Origin of the sequence: Collinsella aerofaciens, assembly GCF_039062315.1 — a bacterium.
GTDB classification, from domain to species: Bacteria; Actinomycetota; Coriobacteriia; order Coriobacteriales; family Coriobacteriaceae; genus Collinsella; species Collinsella aerofaciens_BG.
Map to the genome: position 1 here is coordinate 46,984 of NZ_JBCJBG010000008.1, position 20,989 is coordinate 67,972.

Here is a 20,989-nt window from a genome sequence, read left to right on the forward strand (position 1 = left end):
TTAAGCCTCCTCGCCGGTCGCGCCAGCGCCATCCGAGCCTGCAGCCGCCAGGTCCACACCCTCGGCGACCGTCGCCACAGCGTCGCCCGGCCAGGCGACCTTGGTCAGGTCGGCCGCAGCCAGCGACTCGGCACTCACGGCATCCTCGCCCTGCTCCAGCACGCGACGACGCAGGGCGGCAGAGAGCGCGTGCGCCCACAGGCCCTCGGCCTCGGCCAGGCGCTGCGTAGCGGGAGCGTCGGAGAGCAGACCCTCGGGCGTATAGCAAATGACGCTCGAGCGCTTAACGAACTCTTCGACCGAAAGCGGGTTGGAGAACATGGCCGTACCGCCGGTCGGCAGCGTGTGGTTCGGGCCGGCAACGTAATCGCCGAGCGGCTCGGAGCTCCACGCGCCCACAAAGATGGCGCCGGCGTTGCGAATGCCGCCGAGCAGGCCCATCGCATCCTTACAGTGCAGCTCAAGGTGCTCGGGCGCCACGGTGTTCACCGCCTCGACAGCGGCAGCCATATCGGCGGCCACCACGATGGTGCCCTCATTGTCGAGCGAGGCGCGTGTGATCTCGGCACGCGGCGACTGCGCCACCAGGATGTCGATGCCGGCCTCGACCTCGCGCGCAAACTGCTCGTCGCAAGTCACCAGATAGCAGGCTGCCAGCGGATCGTGCTCGGCCTGGGCCATCAGGTCTGCCGCGACCACCATGGGCTTGGCCGTGGCATCGGCCAGCACGCAGACCTCGGACGGGCCAGCGACCATGTCGATTCCCACATCGCCCGAGACAATCTGCTTGGCAGCGGCAACAAAAGCGTTGCCCGGACCGGTGATTTTATCGACACGCGGAATGCTCTCGGTACCGTATGCCAGCGCGGCCACGGCCTGGGCGCCGCCCACCATATAAATTTCGTCCACGCCGCCGAGCTTTGCCGCGGCGAGCGTGTAGGGGCTGATCAGGCCGTCTTTTTGCGGCGGGGTCACCATGACCACGCGCTTAACGCCGGCGACCTTGGCGGGAATGGCATTCATAAGCACCGTGGAGGGATACTGCGCGCGACCGCCCGGCACGTAGATGCCGGCCGCCGCGAGCGGGGTCACTTTAACGCCGAGCATCGTGCCGTCCGGGCGCGTGGTAAACCAGCTCTGCTCGACCTCGCGCTGGTGGAACTCACGAATCTGGCGCGCGGCCTTCTCGAGCGCGGCGACAAAGGCCGGATCGAGGCCTTCGAGCGCGGCATCGACCTGCTCTTGCGGCAGACGGAAGCTCTGCAGCTCGACACCGTCAAAACGCTGACAGTAATCGCGCACCGCGGCATCGCCGTTGGCGCGCACGTTAGCCACGATATCGCGGGCGGCGTCGACGATGCTTTGCGGCAGCACGCCCTTACGGTTGAGCTGGTTGGTAACGAGGCGCTCACCGGGAGCAAGCTTGATGGTCTTCATATCGGAATCCCCTATCGGTCGAGGTTGTGTTCGAAAAACGAGCGACTGGGCAGCGGCGCCAATCGGCCCGCAGCCCAGACGTTGGGACGCCCGTGCGTGCTCGCACTATTGTGCCGAGCCCGCGACGGGCTCAAAATGCTTGTCCTTAACGGCCGCTGCCAGGCGATCTGCCAGATTGCGTACGCGCGGATCCAGGCGCGCAGCACCCGGATTGACAAAGAAGCGGGCCGTGCAGTCCATGATGCGGCCGGTGATGACCAGGTCGTTGTCGCGCAGCGTGGCGCCCGTGGCGGTGATGTCCACGATGCGATCGGTCATGCCGACAATGGGGCCCAGCTCGATGTTACCGTGCAGTGAAACGATATCGGCGTTCACGCCGCGCTCGGCATACCAGGCACTCGCGATGCGCGGGTACTTGGTGGCCACGCGAAGCGAACCGCGGCGGGCATAGTTGCGCTCGGCCTGGCCGGCGCGCCACGCGGGCTCCGCCTCGATAAAGGTGCACAGACCATAGCCCAGGTCGACCAGCTGCAGCAGGTTGAGGTCTGCCTCAATGAGCGAGTCCCAACCGCAGATGCCGCAATCGGCACCACCGCAGCCCACAAAGGCAGGCGCATCGCTGGGACGCACGATGACAAACTCGATATCGCCGACCGCGCCCTTACCGGCACGCGTGTCGCGGCCGCGCACGATCAGGTGACGGCCGGGGTCACGCAGCTCGGAGACGTCCAGGCCCGCGGTCTCGAGCACGTCGAGCGTGTCGGCCTTAAGCGAGCCCTTGGGCACGGCGATACGCAGCGGCCCCTCGGCGCCACGGCCCACGGCGTGGTCGCCATCGGAAGCGGCGTCCTCGGCCGAGGTGCGCACGGCCTCCAGACGCTCGAGCGAAAAGGCGAAGCCCGCCGCCGGCACCTCGATACCGTCGCCAAATGCGCCGGTAAAGATGGAGTCGTAGCGACCGCCCGAGCCCACCGGATCGGGCAGGCCGCCGGCATAGGCCTTAAAGACCAGGCCCGTGTAGTAATCGAAAGAGTTCATGATGGAGAAGTCGAACGACAGCACCTGGGCGTCCTCGGGTGCCAGGCCCTCAACCAGGGCACGCAGCTCGCGCGTCAGCGGCGCGACGATACCGGCAGCCTCCAGCAGCGCGTCCACGCGGTCGAGCACCTCGGCACCGCCGTGCAGACGCGGCAGCTCGCTAATGGCGGCCTTGACGGCATCGGACTCGGTGCTTGCCGCCACGCGGGCATCGAGGCCCACAAAGTCGTTTGCGTGCACGCAGCGCAGGGCCTCGGCGGCCAGCTCGCGATCCTCGCACGCCGCGAGCAGTTCCTTAAACGGACGCACGCTACCTGCGATAATGCGCGCATCGGGCAGTGCCAGCTTACGCACGGCCTCGGCCACGAGCGAGACGATCTCGACATCGCCCGCGGTATCGCCCGCGCCGATAAGCTCAAAGCCCAGCTGTGTAAACTGGCGCGAACCACCGGCATTGCGCTGACACTCGCGAACCACCGGCGCCTCGTAGCGAAGGCGTAGGGGCAAGTCGGCAGCGCGCATACGGGTCGAAACCAAGCGCACGATCGGCAATGTGTTGTCGGGACGGACCACCAGCAGGCGGCCATCATCGTCAAAGAGCTTAAACGGCGTGTCCGCAATGCGGCCGCCTTCCTCGAGCGAACCCTTGTCCTCGAGCAGCGGCGTTTCGACCGGCAGGTAATGATGCTCCCTAAAGCAGCCCTTCACCGTACATGCGATCTCCTCGCGCGCCTGAGCTTCCTCGGGCAATATGTCCCGGAATCCCCACGGTGTGGCCGTCATCTGGTGAGCCTCCTCATGCTGTGTTTCATATAGAGCAGAAGACCGGCATAGCTCCGCCAGTCTTCTGGGTACTTTAGCATACTAGAGTGTTTGCGGGGAGAATCGTCCTCCTCGGCTCACACTGTATTCATTTGGAAACATAGGAGCGGATTGTCGCAACCCAACCCCACCTAGACGCCAATCGCACGACGATACTCTGCCATTACCTGCGCATCGGCAGCTGCGGGGTCGGCAAAATAGCGCCAGTCATAGGTCTCGGCCGAAACAACTCCGCGATAGCCGCGCGCCACCAGCCTATCCAGGTCGGCACGCATATCGCGGTCGCCGTCACCCCAGGCAAGATGCGTCGTGCCGTCTGCCGCAATATCGACAAAATGCACGTGGGCGACATCATCGCCAAGCAGATCGAAATAATCGTCAATGGTATCCCCCGCCACCGCCATAGCGCCCAAATCCAGACATGCCTTAAGTGCCGGATGATCAACTGCCTCGATCATGCGCTTCGTATCGGCCGCCGAGTTCACGATCATCGACTCAACCGGCTGTAGGGCCTCGAGCACCAGTCGCACGCCGCGCTCTCCCGCATGCTCGGCAATCGCACGCAGCATCGAGGCGCTGCGACCCCACGCGTCCTCGATCGGCTCGTTCAAAAATGCCCAGCCGCTCGAGACCATGACCTGCTCGGCTCCAAGTTCCGCCGCGATATCCACAACGTTCTTAAAGTACGCGAGCGTGCGAGCGCGCGCCTCATTCCCGCGCGCCGCGATATTCCACGGCTTGGGATTGTTCTGTTCGGGACAAAGCCCCACAATCCGAACCCCATACCGCTGTGATAGCTCCCGCACCTGCTCGAGCGAATCGTATCCATGGCAATCGACATACAGATGCATCGCCCCGGTCCAAAGCTCGCAACACGTGTAGCCCGAAGCCGACGCCGAAGAAAAGAACTCCTCAAGGTCAAAATAACGATGGCTGATATTCATGACGGCAAGCTGGGGATAGCTCATAATTACTCTCCAACCCAAACGAGGCCCCGTTCCATATAGGAGCGGGGCCCGATTACACAAACGTTATTTGCTCTTAGTAGTCGAACTGGTGATAGTAGCGACGGTAGTTGAGGTTGTGCTTGGTGACCGTCTCGTAGTAAGCGGCAAGGCGATCGGTGATCAGCGAGGAGAGGATCCACGGGGAGACGATGACGCGGAACTCGTCGTCAAGGCCGGGGATCGCGAACTCGGCGGTGTCGATGATGTTGATGTCGGTGTCGCCGGTCACGCCGCGGGTCAGGAACGCGCGGACGCGCTCGTCGAGCTTGCGGTTCTCGTCCTCGCCCATGAACAGGAAGACCGGGACGCCGGGCTCCACGAGCTCGAGGGTGCCGTGGAAGAAGTCGGCCGAGGTGATGTAGCGGGTGCGCTTCCACTGCATCTCCTCGAGGATGCACATCGAGAACAGGATGGTCTCGCCCCACAGGGCGCCGGAGCCGATGAACATGGTGTAGGGGGCCAGGGCGTACTTCTTGGCGAGCTCCTCGGCGCGCGGCTCGAAGCGCTTGCGGATGTCGACCAGGTGAGTCCAAACGTCCTTGGTCTGCTCGATAAACAGATCGAACTTGGGGAAGCAACCGCGGCGGTTGAGCAGGCGCAGGCCGAAGCAGTCGGCGAGGTAGTAGCCCATCTCGCAGCCACCGTTACCATGATCGGAAGCCATCTTGACGCAATTCTCGGCGCCGACAGCCTGGCCGATGGGGCCCTCGGGCTTGGTCATGGCGTAGACGCGCACGCCCATGCCCTTCATCTTCTTGACGGCCTCGAGGACCTCGGGGGTGGTGCCGGACTCGGAGGCGGTGAGCACGACGGACTTCTCGGTCATGCGCTTGTGGCCCATGACGTTCCACTCGGCGGCGTGGATCAGGTAGACCTCGAGGTCGCGGTCGCCGAACTTGTTCATGAGGTACTCGAGCTGCATGAGCTCGTCCCAGGTGCCGCCGACGCCCATCAGGAACACGGCGTCGTAGCCCTCGTCGGCGACCTTGTCGGCGAGCTCAATCATCTTCTTGCCGGTCTCGTAGACGTTCTTGCCGTCCTCGAGGTAGCCCTCCAGGCTAAAGTGCATGATCTCGATCTTCTCGGTTTCCTTCATGGCTTTTCCTTTCTGTCCTGCACGCAACTCTATACATCGCGTTTCTTTTCGATACCAATTATAGACATACACCTAACATGTTTTTAATACCACTTATCAATCTGTTCCAATCCTCGGTGAACGGTCGAAATTCTCTGGTGAGTGGTATTAAATTAGAATTGAATGTATAGCTAACGCCTCTGACGCCTCCCTTGTGTGACAAAGAACAGCGTTCCTACCAGCGCAATAATGGTCGATGCCCCAAACAGCACCGCCTGGACGCCCAAAGCCTCCGCCAAAAACGGAGCCGCCAGCAGCGGCAGCACGCCGGCGCTCATCAGGCCAAAACGCACAAAGCCGGTAATGCGCCCCAGGTATTTGATGCCAGCGCGCTCCTGAATCAAGATCATCTGCAGCGGTTCCAGGAATCCCCAGGCCAGACCGTTAATCGCCTGACCGATAATCGCGACCCCCAGCATATCGGTGCCCACGTACACCATGGACCCAATGCCCACGGCCATGAGCGCGCCGAGCAGCAATCGCAGGTTGACATGGCGGGCAGAAAGCTTGGTCAGGATGAACGCGCCCACCGAGGAAGTGAGGCCCACGACCGAGGACAGCCAGCCCAGCCAGACGATATCCACGTTGAGCACATCGCGATAGAACAACGACTCCAGCGAATCAAACGCGCCAAACGCAAAGAAACCCAAAAAGCCCGAGATAAAGATGAGGCGCAGGTCGTGGTCGCGAAACGTAAGTCGCGCGCCCTCGGCCATGCCGCCCAGAATACCGCCCTTCGACTTCTCCCCTTTTGCGGGAACAACGCACTCGTGACAGCCCAAGGAGAGCACGGCCGCCACACCCATCATGCCCGCCATGAGCAGATAGACCGATTGCGTGGCAAAACAGCTCACGATGGCACCACCAAGCAGCGGGCCAGCGGTATAGGCGATATTGCTGTAGAACACCATGAGGCCGTTCACGCGGGTACGGCCCTCGGTGGTCGACTCCAGGTATCCCGGAAACGCATGCGTGCAGGTGTTGATAAAGCCGCCCGCAAGTCCCAAGACGCACGCGGCAAACACAAGCCCGGGGACAGACAACGGTGCCAACCCCACGCCAAGCGATAGCACTGCCGTAATCACGCACGTCACAAATGACGTCCGGCGCGGTCCAAAGCGGTCGATGACCGAACCCGACACCATATTGCCCACCGACGTCATAAGATTGCGCGCGAGCGTAATGGCAGCAACCAAAAAGGCCGTGCCAGCCAGATCATACGTGGCCGCACCGATAAGTCCCAAAAAGTAGACCGCGTTGTTGGCGCACCACTGCAGGGATTCAATAAGAATCAGCCTGACCTCTGCCGGCGTCAGGCGCATTGCTTCGCGATCCTTCGCGAACATACGAACTCCTTCTATACAAAAAGGGGATGGAGGGCATAGGCCTGCTCCATCCCCTTTCCAGGTTGCAACGAAAATCTATGCAGCCGGGCTCTTACGCCAGCACGCCGAAGAACGCGCCGATGATGCCCACGACCATGGTGGCCACGATCAGCACCATGGGGTTGATCTTCTTGGACAGCAGCCAGTAGTACAGCCAGAAGGCGATCATGCCGAGCATGCCGGGCATGATGCCGTCCAGGATGTCCTGGAGGGTCTGGGCGTCGTCGCCCGAGCCGATGGCCACCGGGATGCTGGCCCAGAACATGTCCTTGCACATGGCGCCCACGACCATGACGCCCACGATTCCCACGCAGGTCATGATCTTCTGCATGAGGCCGGTCCTCTGGGCCTCGTCCAGGAAGCCCACGCCCAGCTCGTAGCCCTTGACGGCGCCCCAGATGCGCAGCGCGAAGCCGGGGACGTTGTAGATGAGCAGGAAGGCGATGGGGCCGAAGGGGTTGCCGGCCTGGCACAGGCTGATGCCCACCGCGGCGGCGACCACGCGCAGCGTCGACAGGAAGATGGAGTCGCCGATGCCGGACAGCGGACCCATGAGGGCGGCCTTGACGTCGTTGACGCTCTCGGGCTCGATCTCGCCGCGGGCGACCTTCTCCTCCATGGCCATCGCGATGCCGCCGACGAACGGGGCAAACTGGACGGTGATGTTGAAGAACGCGCAGTGGCGGTGCAGGGCCGCGGCGTAGTCGTCGGGGCGGCCGGCGTAGATCTTCTTGAGCATGTTGGCGACCATCAGGCAGAAGGCGATGTTCATCTGCTTGTAGTAGGTCCAGGAGAACTCCATGCCCAGGGCGCCGACGTTGACGGCGCTCTTGACGAGGTCGGAGCGCGTGATCTTGTTCTCGGGACTAGAAGTCATCGTCCTCATCCCCTTCCGCGGAGAGCTGGGGCTGGGCTCCGCCCAGGCCGAGCAGGTCGAACTTGTCGATGCCGATGATGATGGCGATCAGGGCGACGCCCAGGACGGGCACGTTGGCGTAGGAGCACAGCAGGAAGCCCAGGAAGTAGAAGGGCACGAGCTGCTTGGTGAGCACCAGGCGGCCGAGCATGGCGAAGCCCATGGCAGGCAGGATGTTGGCTGCAACGCCAAAGCCAGCAAGGACAAAGGGCGGGATGAAGTCGAGCAGGCCCTGGATGGCGTCAGCACCCAGATAGAACGACAGCGAGCACAGCAGGAACGCCATGATGATACCGGTCAAACCGATCAGGAAGTGCATCGCATAGACACCCTTAAGGTTGCCCTGGCCGGAGTAGACATCAGCGCGGTCGACCAGGATCGGCAGGGCGGCGTTAAGGATGTTCTTGATGGCAAGGCACAGCGTGGCGATGGGCATGGCAAGCGCGATGGCTGCCTCGGTGCTCTGGCCCAGCTGGATAGCGAAGGCGCAGGCGAGCACGCCGCCGATCGTCTCATCAGGCGGCACGTAGGCGCCGATGGAGATCGAGCCCATGAACAGCAGCTCCAGACTCGCACCGATCGCGAGGCCGGACTGCAGGTCCCCCAGCACCAGGCCCACGAGCGGGCACAGGACGATGGGGCGGAACGCGTAGAGCGTACCGAGCTGGCAGTCGAACTTACCAAATGCGGCGATAAGTCCGATGAGGATTGCTTGGGTAAGCATACATCCCCCTTTCCATATAGGACACTACGAAGAGCTCAGACTCTTCGAAATTGAACGCCTAGAGCACGCTGGCGCAGTCGACCTTGGGGTCATCGGCCAGGGGTCGAATCTCGACCTCAACGCCACGATCCAGCATCTCGCGCACATCGGCTTCCTCGGCCGCGGTCAGGAAGATCTGACGAGAGACCTGACGAGCGTCGGGACGCTTCTCGTCCTTGGGCTTGGTGTTGCCCAGGTTGACCGACTTGATCTGCGGGCAGCCCTCAACAAGCTGCTTTGCCTCAGCGATAGTGGCGACGCAGATGATCATCTTGTACTTGTCGGTCACGCCCGAGTTGATAGCTTCGATTGCATGCTCCATATCTTTGATGACGAGCTTGCAGCCGGCAGGCTTGCCCATCTTGAGCGTCGCCTTCCACACCGGGTCGTTAGCGACCTTATCGCCCACGCAGAAGATGCAGTTGGAGCCAAGGCCCTGAACCCAGGAAACTGCGACCTGGCCATGAAGCAGGCGATGGTCAACGCGAAGTAGCTGAATCATAATGTGACCCCCCAAAGGTCTTGTGCCGTCATACGGCGTGTCAGTAGGTGCTGCGGATTAGAACTCTTCCTCCTCCTCGTCATCGACCAAAAGATCGTTGACAAACTTCACGCGCGTATCGTCCGCAGCGACGATGGCGCGAATCGTCTCCTCAACCGGCGCCGACTCGTCAGAGAACAGCAGCTGGATGAGCAGAGGAAGGTTCATGTTGGTAACGAGGTACGTGCGGGGACGCGTCTGGACGATCTTGGTGAACTCGTTGTTAACGCTACCGCCAAAGAGGTCGGTGCAGACAACGACATCATCGTCGGCAGACATGCCTGCCAGCAGTTTTTGGGCCTCCTCGGCCACGTCCATGCGGCCATCGACGAACATCGAAAGATCGTGGACGTTGTCGCGAGCGCCCGAGAGCAGCTCGACGCTCTCCTTGATGCCGGTGGCGAAGTGCGCATGGCTGGCGATGATGTACTGTCTCATTCTGTGTTCCTCTCAATAGCCCGGCACGTTCCCGCACCCGTTTTCTTTAGTAGTCGAACTGGTGATAGTAGCGACGATACTTGAGGTTGTGCTTGGTGACCGTCTCGTAGTAGCGAGCCAGGCGGTCGGTCACGAGCACCGTCAGAATCCACGGGGAGACGATGACGCGGAACTCGTCGTCAAGGCCGGGGATCGCGAACTCGGCGGTGTCGATGATGTTGATGTCGGTGTCGCCGGTCACGCCGCGGGTCAGGAAGGCGCGGACGCGCTCGTCGAGCTTGCGGTTCTCGTCCTCGCCCATGAACAGGAAGACCGGGACGCCGGGCTCCACGAGCTCGAGGGTGCCGTGGAAGAAGTCGGCCGAGGTGATGTAGCGGGTGCGCTTCCACTGCATCTCCTCGAGGATGCACATCGAGAACAGGATGGTCTCGCCCCACAGGGCGCCGGAGCCGATGAACATGGTGTAGGGGGCCAGGGCATACTTCTTGGCGAGCTCCTCGGCGCGCGGCTCGAAGCGCTTGCGGATGTCGAGCATGTCCTTCCAGATATCCTTGGTCTGCTCGATAAACAGATCGAACTTGGGGAAGCAACCGCGGCGGTTGAGCAGGCGCAGGCCGAAGCAGTCGGCGAGGTAGTAGCCCTTCTCGCAGCCGCCCGAACCATGGTCAGAAGCCATGGCGACGCAGTTCTCGGCACCCACAGCCTGGCCGATGGGGCCCTCGGGCTTGGTCATGGCGTAGACGCGCACGCCCATGCCCTTCATCTTCTTGACGGCCTCGAGGACCTCGGGGGTGGTGCCGGACTCGGAGGCGGTGAGCACGACGGACTTCTCGGTCATGCGCTTGTGGCCCATGGCGTTCCACTCGGCGGCGTGGATCAGGTAGACCTCGAGGTCGCGGTCGCCGAACTTGTTCATGAGGTACTCGAGCTGCATGAGCTCGTCCCAGGTGCCGCCGACGCCCATCAGGAACACGGCGTCGTAGCCCTCGTCGGCGACCTTGTCGGCGAGCGCGGTCATCTTCTTGCCGGTCTCGTAGAGCGCCTTGCCGTCCTCGAGATAGCCCTCCTGGTCGAAATGCATGATCTCGATCTTCTCGGTTTCCTTCATTTGTCTCTCCTTTCTGGGGTTGTTTCCACATCCCCCATGCCAACGGGCATCAAAACCCGCTTACATTCCGTAACACTCGGCCGCTTTGGCCTTAAGCGCATTGACTGACTCTTCGTAGCCCTCTGCCTTGACCTCCATTTGCTTGGAGACGGCATCAAGATACGGGTGCACGTCCCATGACTTCAGACGCTCGGTTATCATGGCCGCAATCGTCTGGAAGAACACAAGATTGGGAATTGCGCTGAGCAGCGGAGCCACCTGAGGCACCGCAACCTCGTGAGCCCTACCCTTGGGATGGGCCGTGAGCAGCACCGTTTTTGTCGTAACGTTCGATAGCGCATCAGCGATATTCGCAAGACGCTCCGACCCCTGCGGATCGTCGACGATAAACACCAGATAGCCCGGAACGATCTGCATCTCGGGACCGTGGACGAACTCCTCGCCTTCGTGATGCATGGCAGGAATCTTGATGGTCTCGCTCAGCTTGAGGGCCGCCTCTTCGGCAACGCCATAGTTGGGGCCGTTGCCGACGACCATGGCGGGCGTGTGCTCAGAAAGCTCGAGCATGTGGTCTTGGACATATGCCTCGGCGGTCTTGCACATCACGGCATTGGCATGGATAGCCTCGCGCAGGTCGTCAAGACGCTGGGCAACGCCCTTGGCGTCAACCGTTCCGCGCGCCTGACCGCCGTAAATACCAAAGAGCACCAGATACTCAACGAGAACCTCGACGCCCAGAGTTACAAAGTCCACCGACTCGACGCCCACACCGTAGTCAAGAACGATGTCAGCGTGTTCCTTGATGGGTGCCTCGACGTTTGCCGTGAGCGCAACTGCAGCCATATCGTGTGCGCGCATGTAATCGAGCGCCGCAATCGTATTGGTCGAATAGCCACTCTGCGAAACGGCAATGTTGAGCACATGCTGCGGATAGGTGTGTTCAAAATCGACGAAGGCCTCGGGCGTCACAACGGACACCTGCATTTGCAGGGCATCTTGCAGGTAATCGCGGGCGCAATCGGCGGCATGGCGCGACGAACCCGAAGCAACGATGCGCAGCGCGTCAAAAGAACCGGACTGGAAAATATCAACGAGCTGCGCTACCAGCTCAGACGAACGCTCGAGGTTCTCCCCCATACGCACATGGGCAAGCTGAACGTAATCGAGCATCTTCATCGTCTCACCTCGTAACAAATCATTAGTATTTGATACCAATCACAGTTACAGGTTACGGCTTTTTGATACCTCTTTGTCGATTAATTTATCCCCATCGGCGAACGGTCGATTTTGAGCCCTGTAAGGTTGTATATACAGCTGACCCAACGAATCAAAATTCCGTCAGCTTTTCAGCCCGTTATGCAAAAAAACCAGCTAGTACGTATAGGTATATCCACCCGCATCACCGCGGTTAAACGACTTGACGTACTCGATCGCCTGGCCGCTCGCATCGAAGCTCACGCACTCAAGCGTCAAGGCAAGATCGCCCTGCTCCAGTCCAAGCAGGCCGGCATCTCGCGCGCCCAGCGCTTCGATATCGAGCTTTTCCTGTGCCATAACTGGCTTTCGGCCCAGCATCTCATAGGTCTCGTACAAACTGAAGACCGACACGTCAATATCTTCGATGGTTGGAAACAGCAGGCACGGGATGAACGCCATCTCAATCGATACAGGGTCGCCGTTGACGCAGTTCAAACGCCGAATCGAATACAGCAAATCATCCTCGGCGATGCCAAACAGGTCGGCGTAGTATGGCCCCGCATAACGCTTGGAACGCGCGAGAATACGGACGGACGGCTCGCCGCCCGAAGCACGGACCGATTCACGGAAACCGCCCGTGCGTTCAAAAAAAGCAGGTACTTTCTGCGCCACAAAGGCACCTTTTCCCCGAACACGGCGAATCTGCCCGCGCCGAACCAGCTCATCGACAGCGCTTCGGATGGTCAAGCGTGTCGTACCAAATTCCTCGGCGAGGTCTTTTTCGGACGGAATCATGGAACCCGTGGGATATATACCGCGCTCGATACGCTCCTCGATGCGGCGTCGAATGCGCATATAGACCGGGGTGGCATCTACTGTTTCAGCCATTGTTCACCTGCCACGCTCCTCATGCCGTTCTCTTCGCCGTTATCGGCAAAGCGGAACTTTGTGGGCAAAATCACCGATTTGCAATGCTCCACAAAACGCATGTCCTTATCCAATTCGATCGTGCTCTCATAGAACACCGGCGTTCCCTCTTCTTGCTGGAGCAGCTCGGCCTCTTCGGCGTTCAAACGCGAGATGGAGATATGCTCACGTCCATGCTCAACACGCACGCCACCTTCTTTGAGCAAGACATCGTAAAGGCTCTCGCACTCAAAATCGTGCTCGATAAGCGATGGGCACAGGGACAGGTTAACGTGAGCCGTCTCGATTGACGCCGGCTCGCCCTCAATAAGTCGAACGCGCTGCATGCGAAGCAAAGGAGCGCCTACAGACACCCCAAGCTTGTCGGCAAGTGCCTCATCCGCCTCGATGGTCCCGGTGGAAACCAGACGAGAAGAGGGGCGCAGGCCGGCAGTCCGCACAGCATCGGAAAAGTTATACGTTTCCTGGAAGATGTTCAGCGGCTTGGGAGGACACACATACGTACCCGATCCGCGTCGGCTCTCGAGCGTTCCACACGAGATGAGCCGCGTGATGCCGGCGCGCAACGCCGTACGCGAAACGCCAATCTCTTCGCACAGCACGCGCTCGGCCGGTAGGCGATCACCGCCGGCAAGCTGATGGTGCTGGATATACCAAAGAATTCCCTCAACAGCACGATCTTTGGGGGGAATTGCATAAGATTCGCCTGCCATTGCACAGACTCCTCATTCAGAAACGTATGCCGCCAAAATTAGGCCAGCCCTCCCATGGCATCAAATTCGGCCTTGATCTTCTCGGCGACATTCCGATACGACTTATATAGACTTGAATCGCGTTTAACTTCGTCGGTCATAACGGGAATCTCTAATTTGGAAACCTCGTCTTTTCCCGTCTGAACCGCCACAACAACGCCCATACCAAGACACATATTACGCTTGGCAGCATTTATTTTCGCCGCCTTGGCGGGATTTACCAGGATACGCTGGGCAAATTCCTGTTTTGAGACCACTTCCTCGGCCTCCGGATCGCCCGCCTCGGCTACTTCGCACTGCAACACGTCCGCATAGGCAAAAATCTTCGGCTCGCCGCCGCGCTGATGCACGGCCCACTTGCGACGCGTGGCATCCTGGTAGATAGCCGGCAAAAACGTAAACCGCGGCGGGTCCAAAATCGTATCCGTGATGGTAAACACATCGGGATCAAAGGCATCCTGCGGGTTTTTCTTCTTGAACAGCCCCATATCAGCCTCCCGTACTAGCATTAAACAACTCAAGCCGAATATAGCACCAATTTCAAGCTCATCCTTTAGTAGATCGGTGCGCGGCGTCTATGGCTCGCCCAGCGGAAGAGTTTACGGACGAGGGCCGGGGTGCCTGCTTTGTTTTGAGAGGTGGGCTTCGCGAACTTCTCAAAACAAAGCAGGTACCCCGGCCCCGCCGGCAAATAGCGGACGCTCCGCATGCAATCTATGCAAACAAACAAGTGCTTAACTATATTCGGTAAGGTCAAGCACACTGCCCTTCACGATAAGCGCCGGCTCCAGAACGACCTCTTCGGCACGTCTACCGCCCCTACCGGCAAGACGCTTGGACATGCAGCCAAAAGCATGCTCCGCGAGGACACCAGGGTCCTGCTCAATCGCGGTCAGCGCTGGTTCAAAGAGAACATCGGCGGCCGAGTTGTCATAGCTTACGACCGAGATATCGCCCGGGATGTTCTTCCCCATCTCGTGCAAGCGCTTGAGCAAACCGAGGGCAATGTTGTCCGAGCTTGCGAACACGGCAGTGGCGTCGGTTGCGAGCACCGCCTCCGAGGCCTCGTAGGCGCTCGGAATGTAGTACTCGCTCTCAAACTCCAGGCGCGCGTCGATGGGCAGTCCCACCTCGCGCAGTGCGCGCTCATAGCCAGCAAGTCGCTTGCGGCCCGTATTGGAGCGACGCGCGTTAACCAGACAGGCGATGCGGCGATGACCCTGCTCAATCAGATACCGCGTGGCCATGTAGCCGCCCATCTCGTGGTCGAACATCACCTTGTCGCACTCGAGCCCCTCAATGGCACGGTCGACCATCACGGCAGGGATAGGCAGATGGCTGACCTCTTCGCGCAGGGCACGGTCGTCCGAGAACTCGTCGCCTACCACCAGGAAGACACCATCGACGCCGCGCGTCACCAGCTGGCGCAGCAGTTCCAAATCGTCATCGGCGCTTCCACCCGAGCTGGTAATAAAGAGCGCGTAGCCGTCCTCGCGGCAGCGCTTTTCCAAGCTGCCGGCAAGCGAGGCAAAAAAGCGGCTCTCGATATTGGGAACGATAAGGCCCAGGGTGCGTGACTCGCGCATGACCAGGCTGCGCGCAATCTGATTGGGGACATAGTGGTTGCGCGCCGCGACCTCCTTGATGAGTTTGCGGTTTTCTTCCGAGATGCGACAGGGCCGATTGTTGAGAACAAGCGAGACCGACGAGGGGGAAAGCCCCACCTCCTGGGCGATCTGCTTGAGGGTGACTTTGTTGGCCATCTCGCTCCTTCCGGGTTTGCGCGCAATCTCTTGAAAGTATAGCGACCGCCCATCTACCTCGATGATAAACGCTTTACCAATCCGGTAGACGGCTGTTTTATCGCCGCGATTGGTGCAAAGTAACCTGCCCCCTTTGCACCATGTGGTGCATTGGGGCCAGGTTACTTTGCACCAAATCCATCCAGGTAGGGTATATTGCATTCGATTGATGAAAACGACCACCATAAGGCGGATATTCGTATGCACGAGAACGACTTTTTTAACGAGGACCTGCTCTGCGCGCTCGCCGGTGTTGCCGGCGAGGACAACGTGCTCATGAGCGAGCCCATGCGCGATCACACCACGTTTAAGATCGGCGGCCCCGCCGACGTCTTTGTTACGCCCGATACCGAGCAGGGCCTCGTCGCCACGCTCGACACTTGCTATCGCTGCGACCTGCCGCTCACCATCGTGGGCAACGGTTCCGACCTGCTCGTTGGAGACAAGGGCATCCGTGGCGTCGTCGTGGCACTGGGCGAAGGCCTCTCCGACATTACCGTCGACGGCACGCACGTCACGGCAGCAGCCGGCGCCCTGCTCTCGAATGTGGCCGCCGCGGCTGCCGAGGCCGGTCTCACTGGCATGGAGCCCATCTCGGGCATTCCCGGTTCGGTCGGCGGCGCCTGTTACATGAACGCCGGCGCCTACGGTGCCTGCATGGCAGATGTTCTGGAGTCCGTGCGCGTCTACAAACCGGCCCGCATGCTCGACGACGGCACGCGTGGCAGCGGCAACATCATCGAGTTCGATGTCGATGAGCTCAACCTGGGCTATCGCAAGAGCCGCATTGCCGACGACGGCTTTATCGTGCTCTCCGCCACCTTCAACCTCGCCCCGGGCAACGCCGCGATGATCAAGGCCGACATGGACGACTACCGTCAGCGCCGCGAGGACAAGCAGCCGCTCGACATGCCGAGCGCCGGCTCCACCTTCAAGCGCCCCGAGGGCTACTTTGCCGGCAAGCTCATCATGGACGCCGGCCTGCGCGGCCACGCCATTGGCGGCGCACAAGTGAGCGAGAAGCATTGCGGCTTCATCGTCAACGCCGACCACGCCACCGCAGCCGAAGTCGACGAACTCATCCGCCACATCCAGGCAACCGTTAAAGACCAGTTCGGAGTAGACCTAGAACCCGAAGTCCACCGAGTAGGCGAATTCCTCTAACAAAGAAGGCCCCAAGCGCAAAAAGAAGGCCCCGAAAGGGGCCTTCACCATATTTATTCAGCTAACCCAGTCCGGAGCGAAGCGCACCGGACCCGAGAGGGCCGCGTGCCCGCCCGCAATATATTTGATTGATCGCGAGTTCCGCACGCAAAGAAGGCCACTTAATGTGGCCTTCGTCTTGCGCAGGACTGCCCGAGCAGGCAATCAAATATATTGTGGGCGGGCACGCGGCCCAACTTGCTTTACGACAGCGCCACGCCGCCAAGCCAGCCCCAGCGCACGCCAGAGCCAGTACCATAGAAGCTAATAAACGAATCAAGCGACTTAGACGTAATGGCACCCTCGTTGCTCATAACGATGCCGCCGCCAACGTAGATACCCACATGACCGTAGATAAGGCCCGGAGCACCCGTGCCGCTGTGCGAGGAATCGGCCACGATCATGCCCACCTGCAGCACCGAGCGGTCGGAGCTATAGCACCAGGCGTTGAACATGTCACACGCGTTGCCGCCAAAATAGCCCACGCCGGCATTGCGGAAGACGTTGGTAACCCAGGCAGCACACCAGCCCTGGCCGGGAGAAGGCGTCGAGTAGCACGCATTGACGACGGCCTGCTGCTTGCCCGAACCGCCCGTCTGTTGCGGGGTGCCGCCGGCATACGAGCCGCCACCCGAGCTCGAGCCACCCGAAGAAGAGCCCGTGTTCGCAGAGGCCGCGGCTGCCGCAGCCGCCTTCCTAGCGGCCTCCTCGGCCTGGGCGGCAGCGAGGATCTCGGAATCGCGCTGAGCCATGAGCTCCTTGACGTCGTCGGAAAGACCGTTCAGCACGGTCTGGACTTCTTGCTGCTTGGCCTGCATATCCTGCATCTGAGCCGTCTGCTGGTCCTTGAGTTTCTCCAGGTCGGCCTTTTGTGCTTCGAGCTCGGTCTTCTGTGCGTCGAGCTCAGCCTGAATCGTCTGGATATCCTCGATGGCATCGCGGTCGCTCTTGTTGATCTTCTCAACGTAATGCGCGTTGGCGACGAGTTCCTCAAACGAGCCAGAGGCCAGCAGCAGCGACAGGATGTTCGTGCCGCCGGACTTGTAGCTGGCGGCCACGCGATCGGAAAGGTCGTTGCGCTTCTTCTTGAGTTCGGCCTTCTTTTCATCGATCTGGGCCTGCGTGTCGTCAATCTTGCCCTGGACATTCTCGATGTCGTTGAGGGTCTGGGCATTCTTGTTGGCCAGCGCCGCATAATCATTTGCGATGCTGTCGAGCTGGGCCTGAACCTCGTCGAGTTGGGCCTGGGCGGCATTCAATTTATCGGTGGTTTCTTTGGAAGCCTCCGCCGCATGGGCGCGAGTGGGCAGGCCAAAAAGAACTGCCGCAGAAGCGGCGCCGAACAAGGCCTTGAGGGCAGTGCGGCGCGAGAGCTCCTGGGAAAGGATGGAATCGCTGTTTGGTGACATATGTACTCCGTTACATGCTTATTTATATGTCGCTCAACTCATACATATTAGCGTACATATGGCGCGTCCCAACGATTTCCACGAACGGCAGGAAACTGCAAGGTCGGCGGCTCGTAAGCAATTGTCAAATTTGAGGTAACAATTGAGCAAGCTCTTATATGAGTACGTTAACATAATCCTCTGCTTTTCCTCGGCGCACGATTTGGGCGTCCCCGCCTGCGCTATACTCCCCTCTAGAAGTGTTCCTGATTCGATAGGAGACTACATGTCCAAAGCACTCGACCCCAAAGACACCTGCGTCCTCGTTACCGGTGGCGCCGGCTTTATCGGCTCGCACACCGTCGTTCAACTGCTCGAGGGTGGCTACCAGGTCGTCATCGTCGATGATCTCTCCAACTCCAGCGCCGTCGCCGTCGACCGCGTCAAGACCATCGTGGGCGACGAGGCCGCCAAGAACCTCACCTTCTACGAGGCCAACGTGCTCGACCGCGATGCGATGAACAAGATCTTCGATACCCATCAGATCGACCGCGTCATCCACTTTGCCGGCTTTAAGGCCGTCGGCGAGTCGGTGAGTAAGCCCGTCGAGTACTACCACAACAACATCGAGAACACCCTGGTGCTCATCGACGTCATGCGCAACCATGGCTGCAAGTCCATCATCTTCTCGAGCTCCTCGACCGTCTACGGCGACCCGGACAACCCGCCCGTCACCGAGGAAGACCCCAAGAAGCCCGCAACCAACCCCTATGGCTGGACCAAGTGGATGATCGAGCAGATCCTTATGGACGTCCACACCGCCGACCCCGAGTGGGACGTCGTGCTGCTCCGTTACTTCAACCCCATCGGCGCTCATCCGTCGGGCCTGATCGGCGAGGACCCCAAGGGCATCCCCAACAACCTGGTGCCCTATGTCGCCCAGGTCGCCGTGGGCAAGCTCGAGGCCGTTCAGGTCTTTGGCAACGACTACCCCACCCCCGACGGCACCGGCGTGCGCGACTACATCCACGTGTGCGATCTGGCCTCTGGTCACGTTGCCGCCCTTAACTGGATGAACGGCAAGACCGGCGTCGAGATCTTTAACCTGGGCACCGGCACCGGCACCTCGGTACTCGAGGTCGTCGCCGCCTTCTCCAAGGCTTGTGGCAAGGAGCTGCCCTACGTGATCCGCGAGCGCCGCGCCGGCGACATCGCTGCCAACTGGTGCGATGCCTCCAAGGCCGAGCGCATGATGGGCTGGAAGGCCCAGTACGACATCGCGGACATGTGCCGCGATAGCTGGAACTGGCAGAGCCACAACCCCAACGGCTTCGCCGACGCCGAGTAGCAAAAACCTACATACCGCTCTTGCCCCGATCTCACGTTGTGAGGTCGGGGCTTTTTCATGGCATGTAACCATTCGCCGAAAATCGACCAACTTTTTTATCTTGCCTGTACATGTTTAAACAACATGTTTTACAATAGGCATATCGAATCAGAACATCGGAGGCGGACTGCACACCCATCGGCAGGCCGACCCCACAAAAAGAAGGTTGGTGAGCGCATTCATGGAGCGTGCAAGCGGCGTCCTCATGCCCGTCTCATCTCTGCCCGGACCATACGGAATCGGCGGCTTTGGCTGGAATGCCTACGACTTCGTCGATTTTCTCGCCTCGTGCAAACAACATTACTGGCAGATTCTGCCCCTTACGACGACCAGCTATGGCGATTCGCCCTATCAGTCGTTCTCGGCCCGCGCTGGCAACCCCAACTTCATCGACTTTGCCGAGCTTATCGAGGCAGGGTATCTGGAGCAGCGCGATATCGATGGCGTGTATCTGGGATCCGACCCCAGCAATGTCGACTACGGTGCTATCTTTGGCGGCCGCCGCCAGATTCTCGACCGCGCCGCTGAGCGCTTTGCCGCCGACAAGCCGGCCGATTTCGATGACTTTATCCAGGCCAACGAGGACTGGCTCATCCCCTACTGTGAGTTCATGACCGTCAAAGAGGAGTGCGGTCTCAAGGCGTTTTGGGAGTGGCCCGCGGAACTCCGCACCCGCGGCGAGGCTTCCGCCAAGGTCTGCGCTGACCATCCGGCGCGTATGCTCTACCACCAGATGACGCAGTACTTCTTCGATCGCCAGTGGAGCCGCCTCAAGGCCTATGCCAATGAGCGCGACATTCTCATCATCGGCGACCTGCCCATCTATGTCTCGCGTGACTCCGTCGAGATGTGGGCGACGCCTGAGCTTTTTAAGATCGACGCCGCCGGCAATCCCGTGAGCGTCGCCGGCACGCCGCCCGACCAGTTCTCGGCCACCGGCCAGTACTGGGGCAACCCCATCTACGACTGGGACGCCATGGAGTCCGACGGCTTCTCCTGGTGGGAGGGCCGCATTCGCGCCGCCCTCGACATGTACGACGTCATCCGCCTGGATCACTTCCGCGGCTTCGAGGCCTATTGGGAGGTGCCGTTCTCCTCACCCGATTCGTCCTACGGTTCGTGGACGCAGGGGCCCGGCCTCAAGTTCTTCAAGACGCTCGAGGAAAAGCTCGGCACGCTGCCCATCATCGCCGAGGACCTGGGCTTCCTCACCCCCGGCGTCATCGACATGCGCGACAACTCGGGCTTCCCCGGCATGAAGATCCTGCAGTTTGCCTTTGAGGGCACCAACTCGTACTACCTGCCGCATAACTACATCGCCAACACCGTCGCCTATGTGGGTACCCACGACAACGAGACGGCGCGCGGTTGGTTTGAGGGAACGGCCACCCCGCGTCAGCGTGAGCAGGCAGCCCTGTACACCCATCAGCAGGCCGGCGAACCCATGGCAGATGCACTCAATCGCACCATCGCCGCCAGCGTGAGCGACACGTGCATCTACACCATGCAGGACCTGCTCAACTTGGGCAACGAGGCGCGCATCAACACCCCTGCCACGCTGGGCGGCAACTGGACCTGGCGCATGCTCGACGGCGCCATCACCCGCGAGCTCGAGCACAAACTCACCGACTGGACCGAGACCTACTTCCGCATCCCGTCGGAAGCCGAAATCGAGCTTCCTCAATAGAAGCCACCGCGCCCGACCCCTCCTCACCGTGCGGACGCGCTTGCTTTTCCCGCGCG

At 60.5% G+C, this 20,989-nt stretch carries 19 protein-coding genes; 3 read left to right on the forward strand and 16 right to left on the reverse strand.

The genetic code is table 11. The features are described 5' to 3' along the window. The 15 genes from hisD to ABCP74_RS05920 form a co-directional block, all read right to left on the reverse strand. Complete coding sequence (gene hisD, locus ABCP74_RS05850; protein ID WP_343001183.1) at positions 1 to 1,437, reverse strand: histidinol dehydrogenase; 1,437 nt, start codon at positions 1,435 to 1,437, stop codon at positions 1 to 3. A 105-nt stretch (positions 1,438 to 1,542) separates the two neighbouring features. Then, positions 1,543 to 3,258 carry an ATP phosphoribosyltransferase gene (gene hisG / locus ABCP74_RS05855; protein WP_343001184.1) on the reverse strand — a complete coding sequence of 572 codons (1,716 nt, stop codon included), beginning with the start codon at positions 3,256 to 3,258 and terminating at the stop codon, positions 1,543 to 1,545. Positions 3,259 to 3,428: 170 nt separating this feature from the next. Further along, positions 3,429 to 4,265 (reverse strand): sugar phosphate isomerase/epimerase family protein, encoded by an 837-nt coding sequence (locus ABCP74_RS05860; RefSeq protein WP_343001185.1) that lies wholly within the window; start codon positions 4,263 to 4,265, stop codon positions 3,429 to 3,431. A 73-nt stretch (positions 4,266 to 4,338) separates the two neighbouring features. Further along, on the reverse strand, positions 4,339 to 5,400 hold the full coding sequence (locus ABCP74_RS05865) for an SIS domain-containing protein (RefSeq protein ID WP_343011744.1): 1,062 nt from the start codon (positions 5,398 to 5,400) through the stop codon (positions 4,339 to 4,341). Between the two features lie 170 nt (positions 5,401 to 5,570). After that, positions 5,571 to 6,785, reverse strand: a complete 1,215-nt coding sequence (locus tag ABCP74_RS05870) for an MFS transporter (protein WP_343011745.1) — start codon at positions 6,783 to 6,785, stop codon at positions 5,571 to 5,573. 91 nt (positions 6,786 to 6,876) lie between these two features. Further along, complete coding sequence (locus tag ABCP74_RS05875) at positions 6,877 to 7,710, reverse strand: PTS system mannose/fructose/sorbose family transporter subunit IID (RefSeq protein WP_196022811.1); 834 nt, start codon at positions 7,708 to 7,710, stop codon at positions 6,877 to 6,879. Next, the gene (locus ABCP74_RS05880; RefSeq protein WP_148346726.1) at positions 7,691 to 8,464 is read right to left on the reverse strand and encodes a PTS mannose/fructose/sorbose/N-acetylgalactosamine transporter subunit IIC; all 774 of its coding nucleotides are present in this window, start codon (positions 8,462 to 8,464) and stop codon (positions 7,691 to 7,693) included. Before ABCP74_RS05880 ends, ABCP74_RS05875 begins: the two co-directional genes overlap by 20 nt. A 58-nt stretch (positions 8,465 to 8,522) precedes the next feature. Beyond that, the gene (locus ABCP74_RS05885) at positions 8,523 to 9,005 is read right to left on the reverse strand and encodes a PTS sugar transporter subunit IIB (RefSeq protein ID WP_343011747.1); all 483 of its coding nucleotides are present in this window, start codon (positions 9,003 to 9,005) and stop codon (positions 8,523 to 8,525) included. 57 nt (positions 9,006 to 9,062) lie between these two features. Beyond that, complete coding sequence (locus ABCP74_RS05890; RefSeq protein ID WP_148346728.1) at positions 9,063 to 9,482, reverse strand: PTS sugar transporter subunit IIA; 420 nt, start codon at positions 9,480 to 9,482, stop codon at positions 9,063 to 9,065. A 46-nt stretch (positions 9,483 to 9,528) separates the two neighbouring features. After that, complete coding sequence (locus tag ABCP74_RS05895) at positions 9,529 to 10,590, reverse strand: SIS domain-containing protein (RefSeq protein ID WP_250787561.1); 1,062 nt, start codon at positions 10,588 to 10,590, stop codon at positions 9,529 to 9,531. Between the two features lie 60 nt (positions 10,591 to 10,650). Beyond that, positions 10,651 to 11,766 (reverse strand): SIS domain-containing protein, encoded by a 1,116-nt coding sequence (locus ABCP74_RS05900; RefSeq protein WP_343001187.1) that lies wholly within the window; start codon positions 11,764 to 11,766, stop codon positions 10,651 to 10,653. A 195-nt stretch (positions 11,767 to 11,961) separates the two neighbouring features. Beyond that, complete coding sequence (locus ABCP74_RS05905; RefSeq protein ID WP_343001188.1) at positions 11,962 to 12,675, reverse strand: GntR family transcriptional regulator; 714 nt, start codon at positions 12,673 to 12,675, stop codon at positions 11,962 to 11,964. After that, the gene (locus ABCP74_RS05910; RefSeq protein ID WP_343001189.1) at positions 12,660 to 13,427 is read right to left on the reverse strand and encodes a GntR family transcriptional regulator; all 768 of its coding nucleotides are present in this window, start codon (positions 13,425 to 13,427) and stop codon (positions 12,660 to 12,662) included. Before ABCP74_RS05910 ends, ABCP74_RS05905 begins: the two co-directional genes overlap by 16 nt. A gap of 38 nt (positions 13,428 to 13,465) precedes the next feature. After that, entirely contained in the window at positions 13,466 to 13,954 is a 489-nt protein-coding gene (locus ABCP74_RS05915; RefSeq protein WP_343001190.1) for a hypothetical protein, read from the reverse strand. 246 nt (positions 13,955 to 14,200) lie between these two features. Continuing rightward, positions 14,201 to 15,229 carry a LacI family DNA-binding transcriptional regulator gene (locus ABCP74_RS05920; RefSeq protein WP_343001191.1) on the reverse strand — a complete coding sequence of 343 codons (1,029 nt, stop codon included), beginning with the start codon at positions 15,227 to 15,229 and terminating at the stop codon, positions 14,201 to 14,203. 240 nt (positions 15,230 to 15,469) lie between these two features. Here ABCP74_RS05920 and murB point away from each other — a divergent pair, with 240 nt between their 5' ends. Further along, a complete protein-coding gene (gene murB / locus ABCP74_RS05925) occupies positions 15,470 to 16,432 on the forward strand; it encodes a UDP-N-acetylmuramate dehydrogenase (protein ID WP_343001192.1) in 963 nt (320 codons plus the stop codon). A 242-nt stretch (positions 16,433 to 16,674) separates the two neighbouring features. On the opposite strand, the gene ABCP74_RS05930 is transcribed toward murB, so the two are convergent. Next, positions 16,675 to 17,880 carry a coiled-coil domain-containing protein gene (locus tag ABCP74_RS05930; RefSeq protein WP_343001193.1) on the reverse strand — a complete coding sequence of 402 codons (1,206 nt, stop codon included), beginning with the start codon at positions 17,878 to 17,880 and terminating at the stop codon, positions 16,675 to 16,677. A 265-nt stretch (positions 17,881 to 18,145) separates the two neighbouring features. Between ABCP74_RS05930 and galE the strand changes: the two genes are divergently transcribed. Next, positions 18,146 to 19,207, forward strand: coding sequence for a UDP-glucose 4-epimerase GalE (gene galE / locus ABCP74_RS05935; RefSeq protein WP_006235870.1), 1,062 nt, complete (start codon positions 18,146 to 18,148; stop codon positions 19,205 to 19,207). Positions 19,208 to 19,415: 208 nt separating this feature from the next. After that, positions 19,416 to 20,933 carry a 4-alpha-glucanotransferase gene (malQ, locus tag ABCP74_RS05940; RefSeq protein WP_260699337.1) on the forward strand — a complete coding sequence of 506 codons (1,518 nt, stop codon included), beginning with the start codon at positions 19,416 to 19,418 and terminating at the stop codon, positions 20,931 to 20,933. The last annotated feature ends 56 nt before the right edge of the window (positions 20,934 to 20,989 follow it).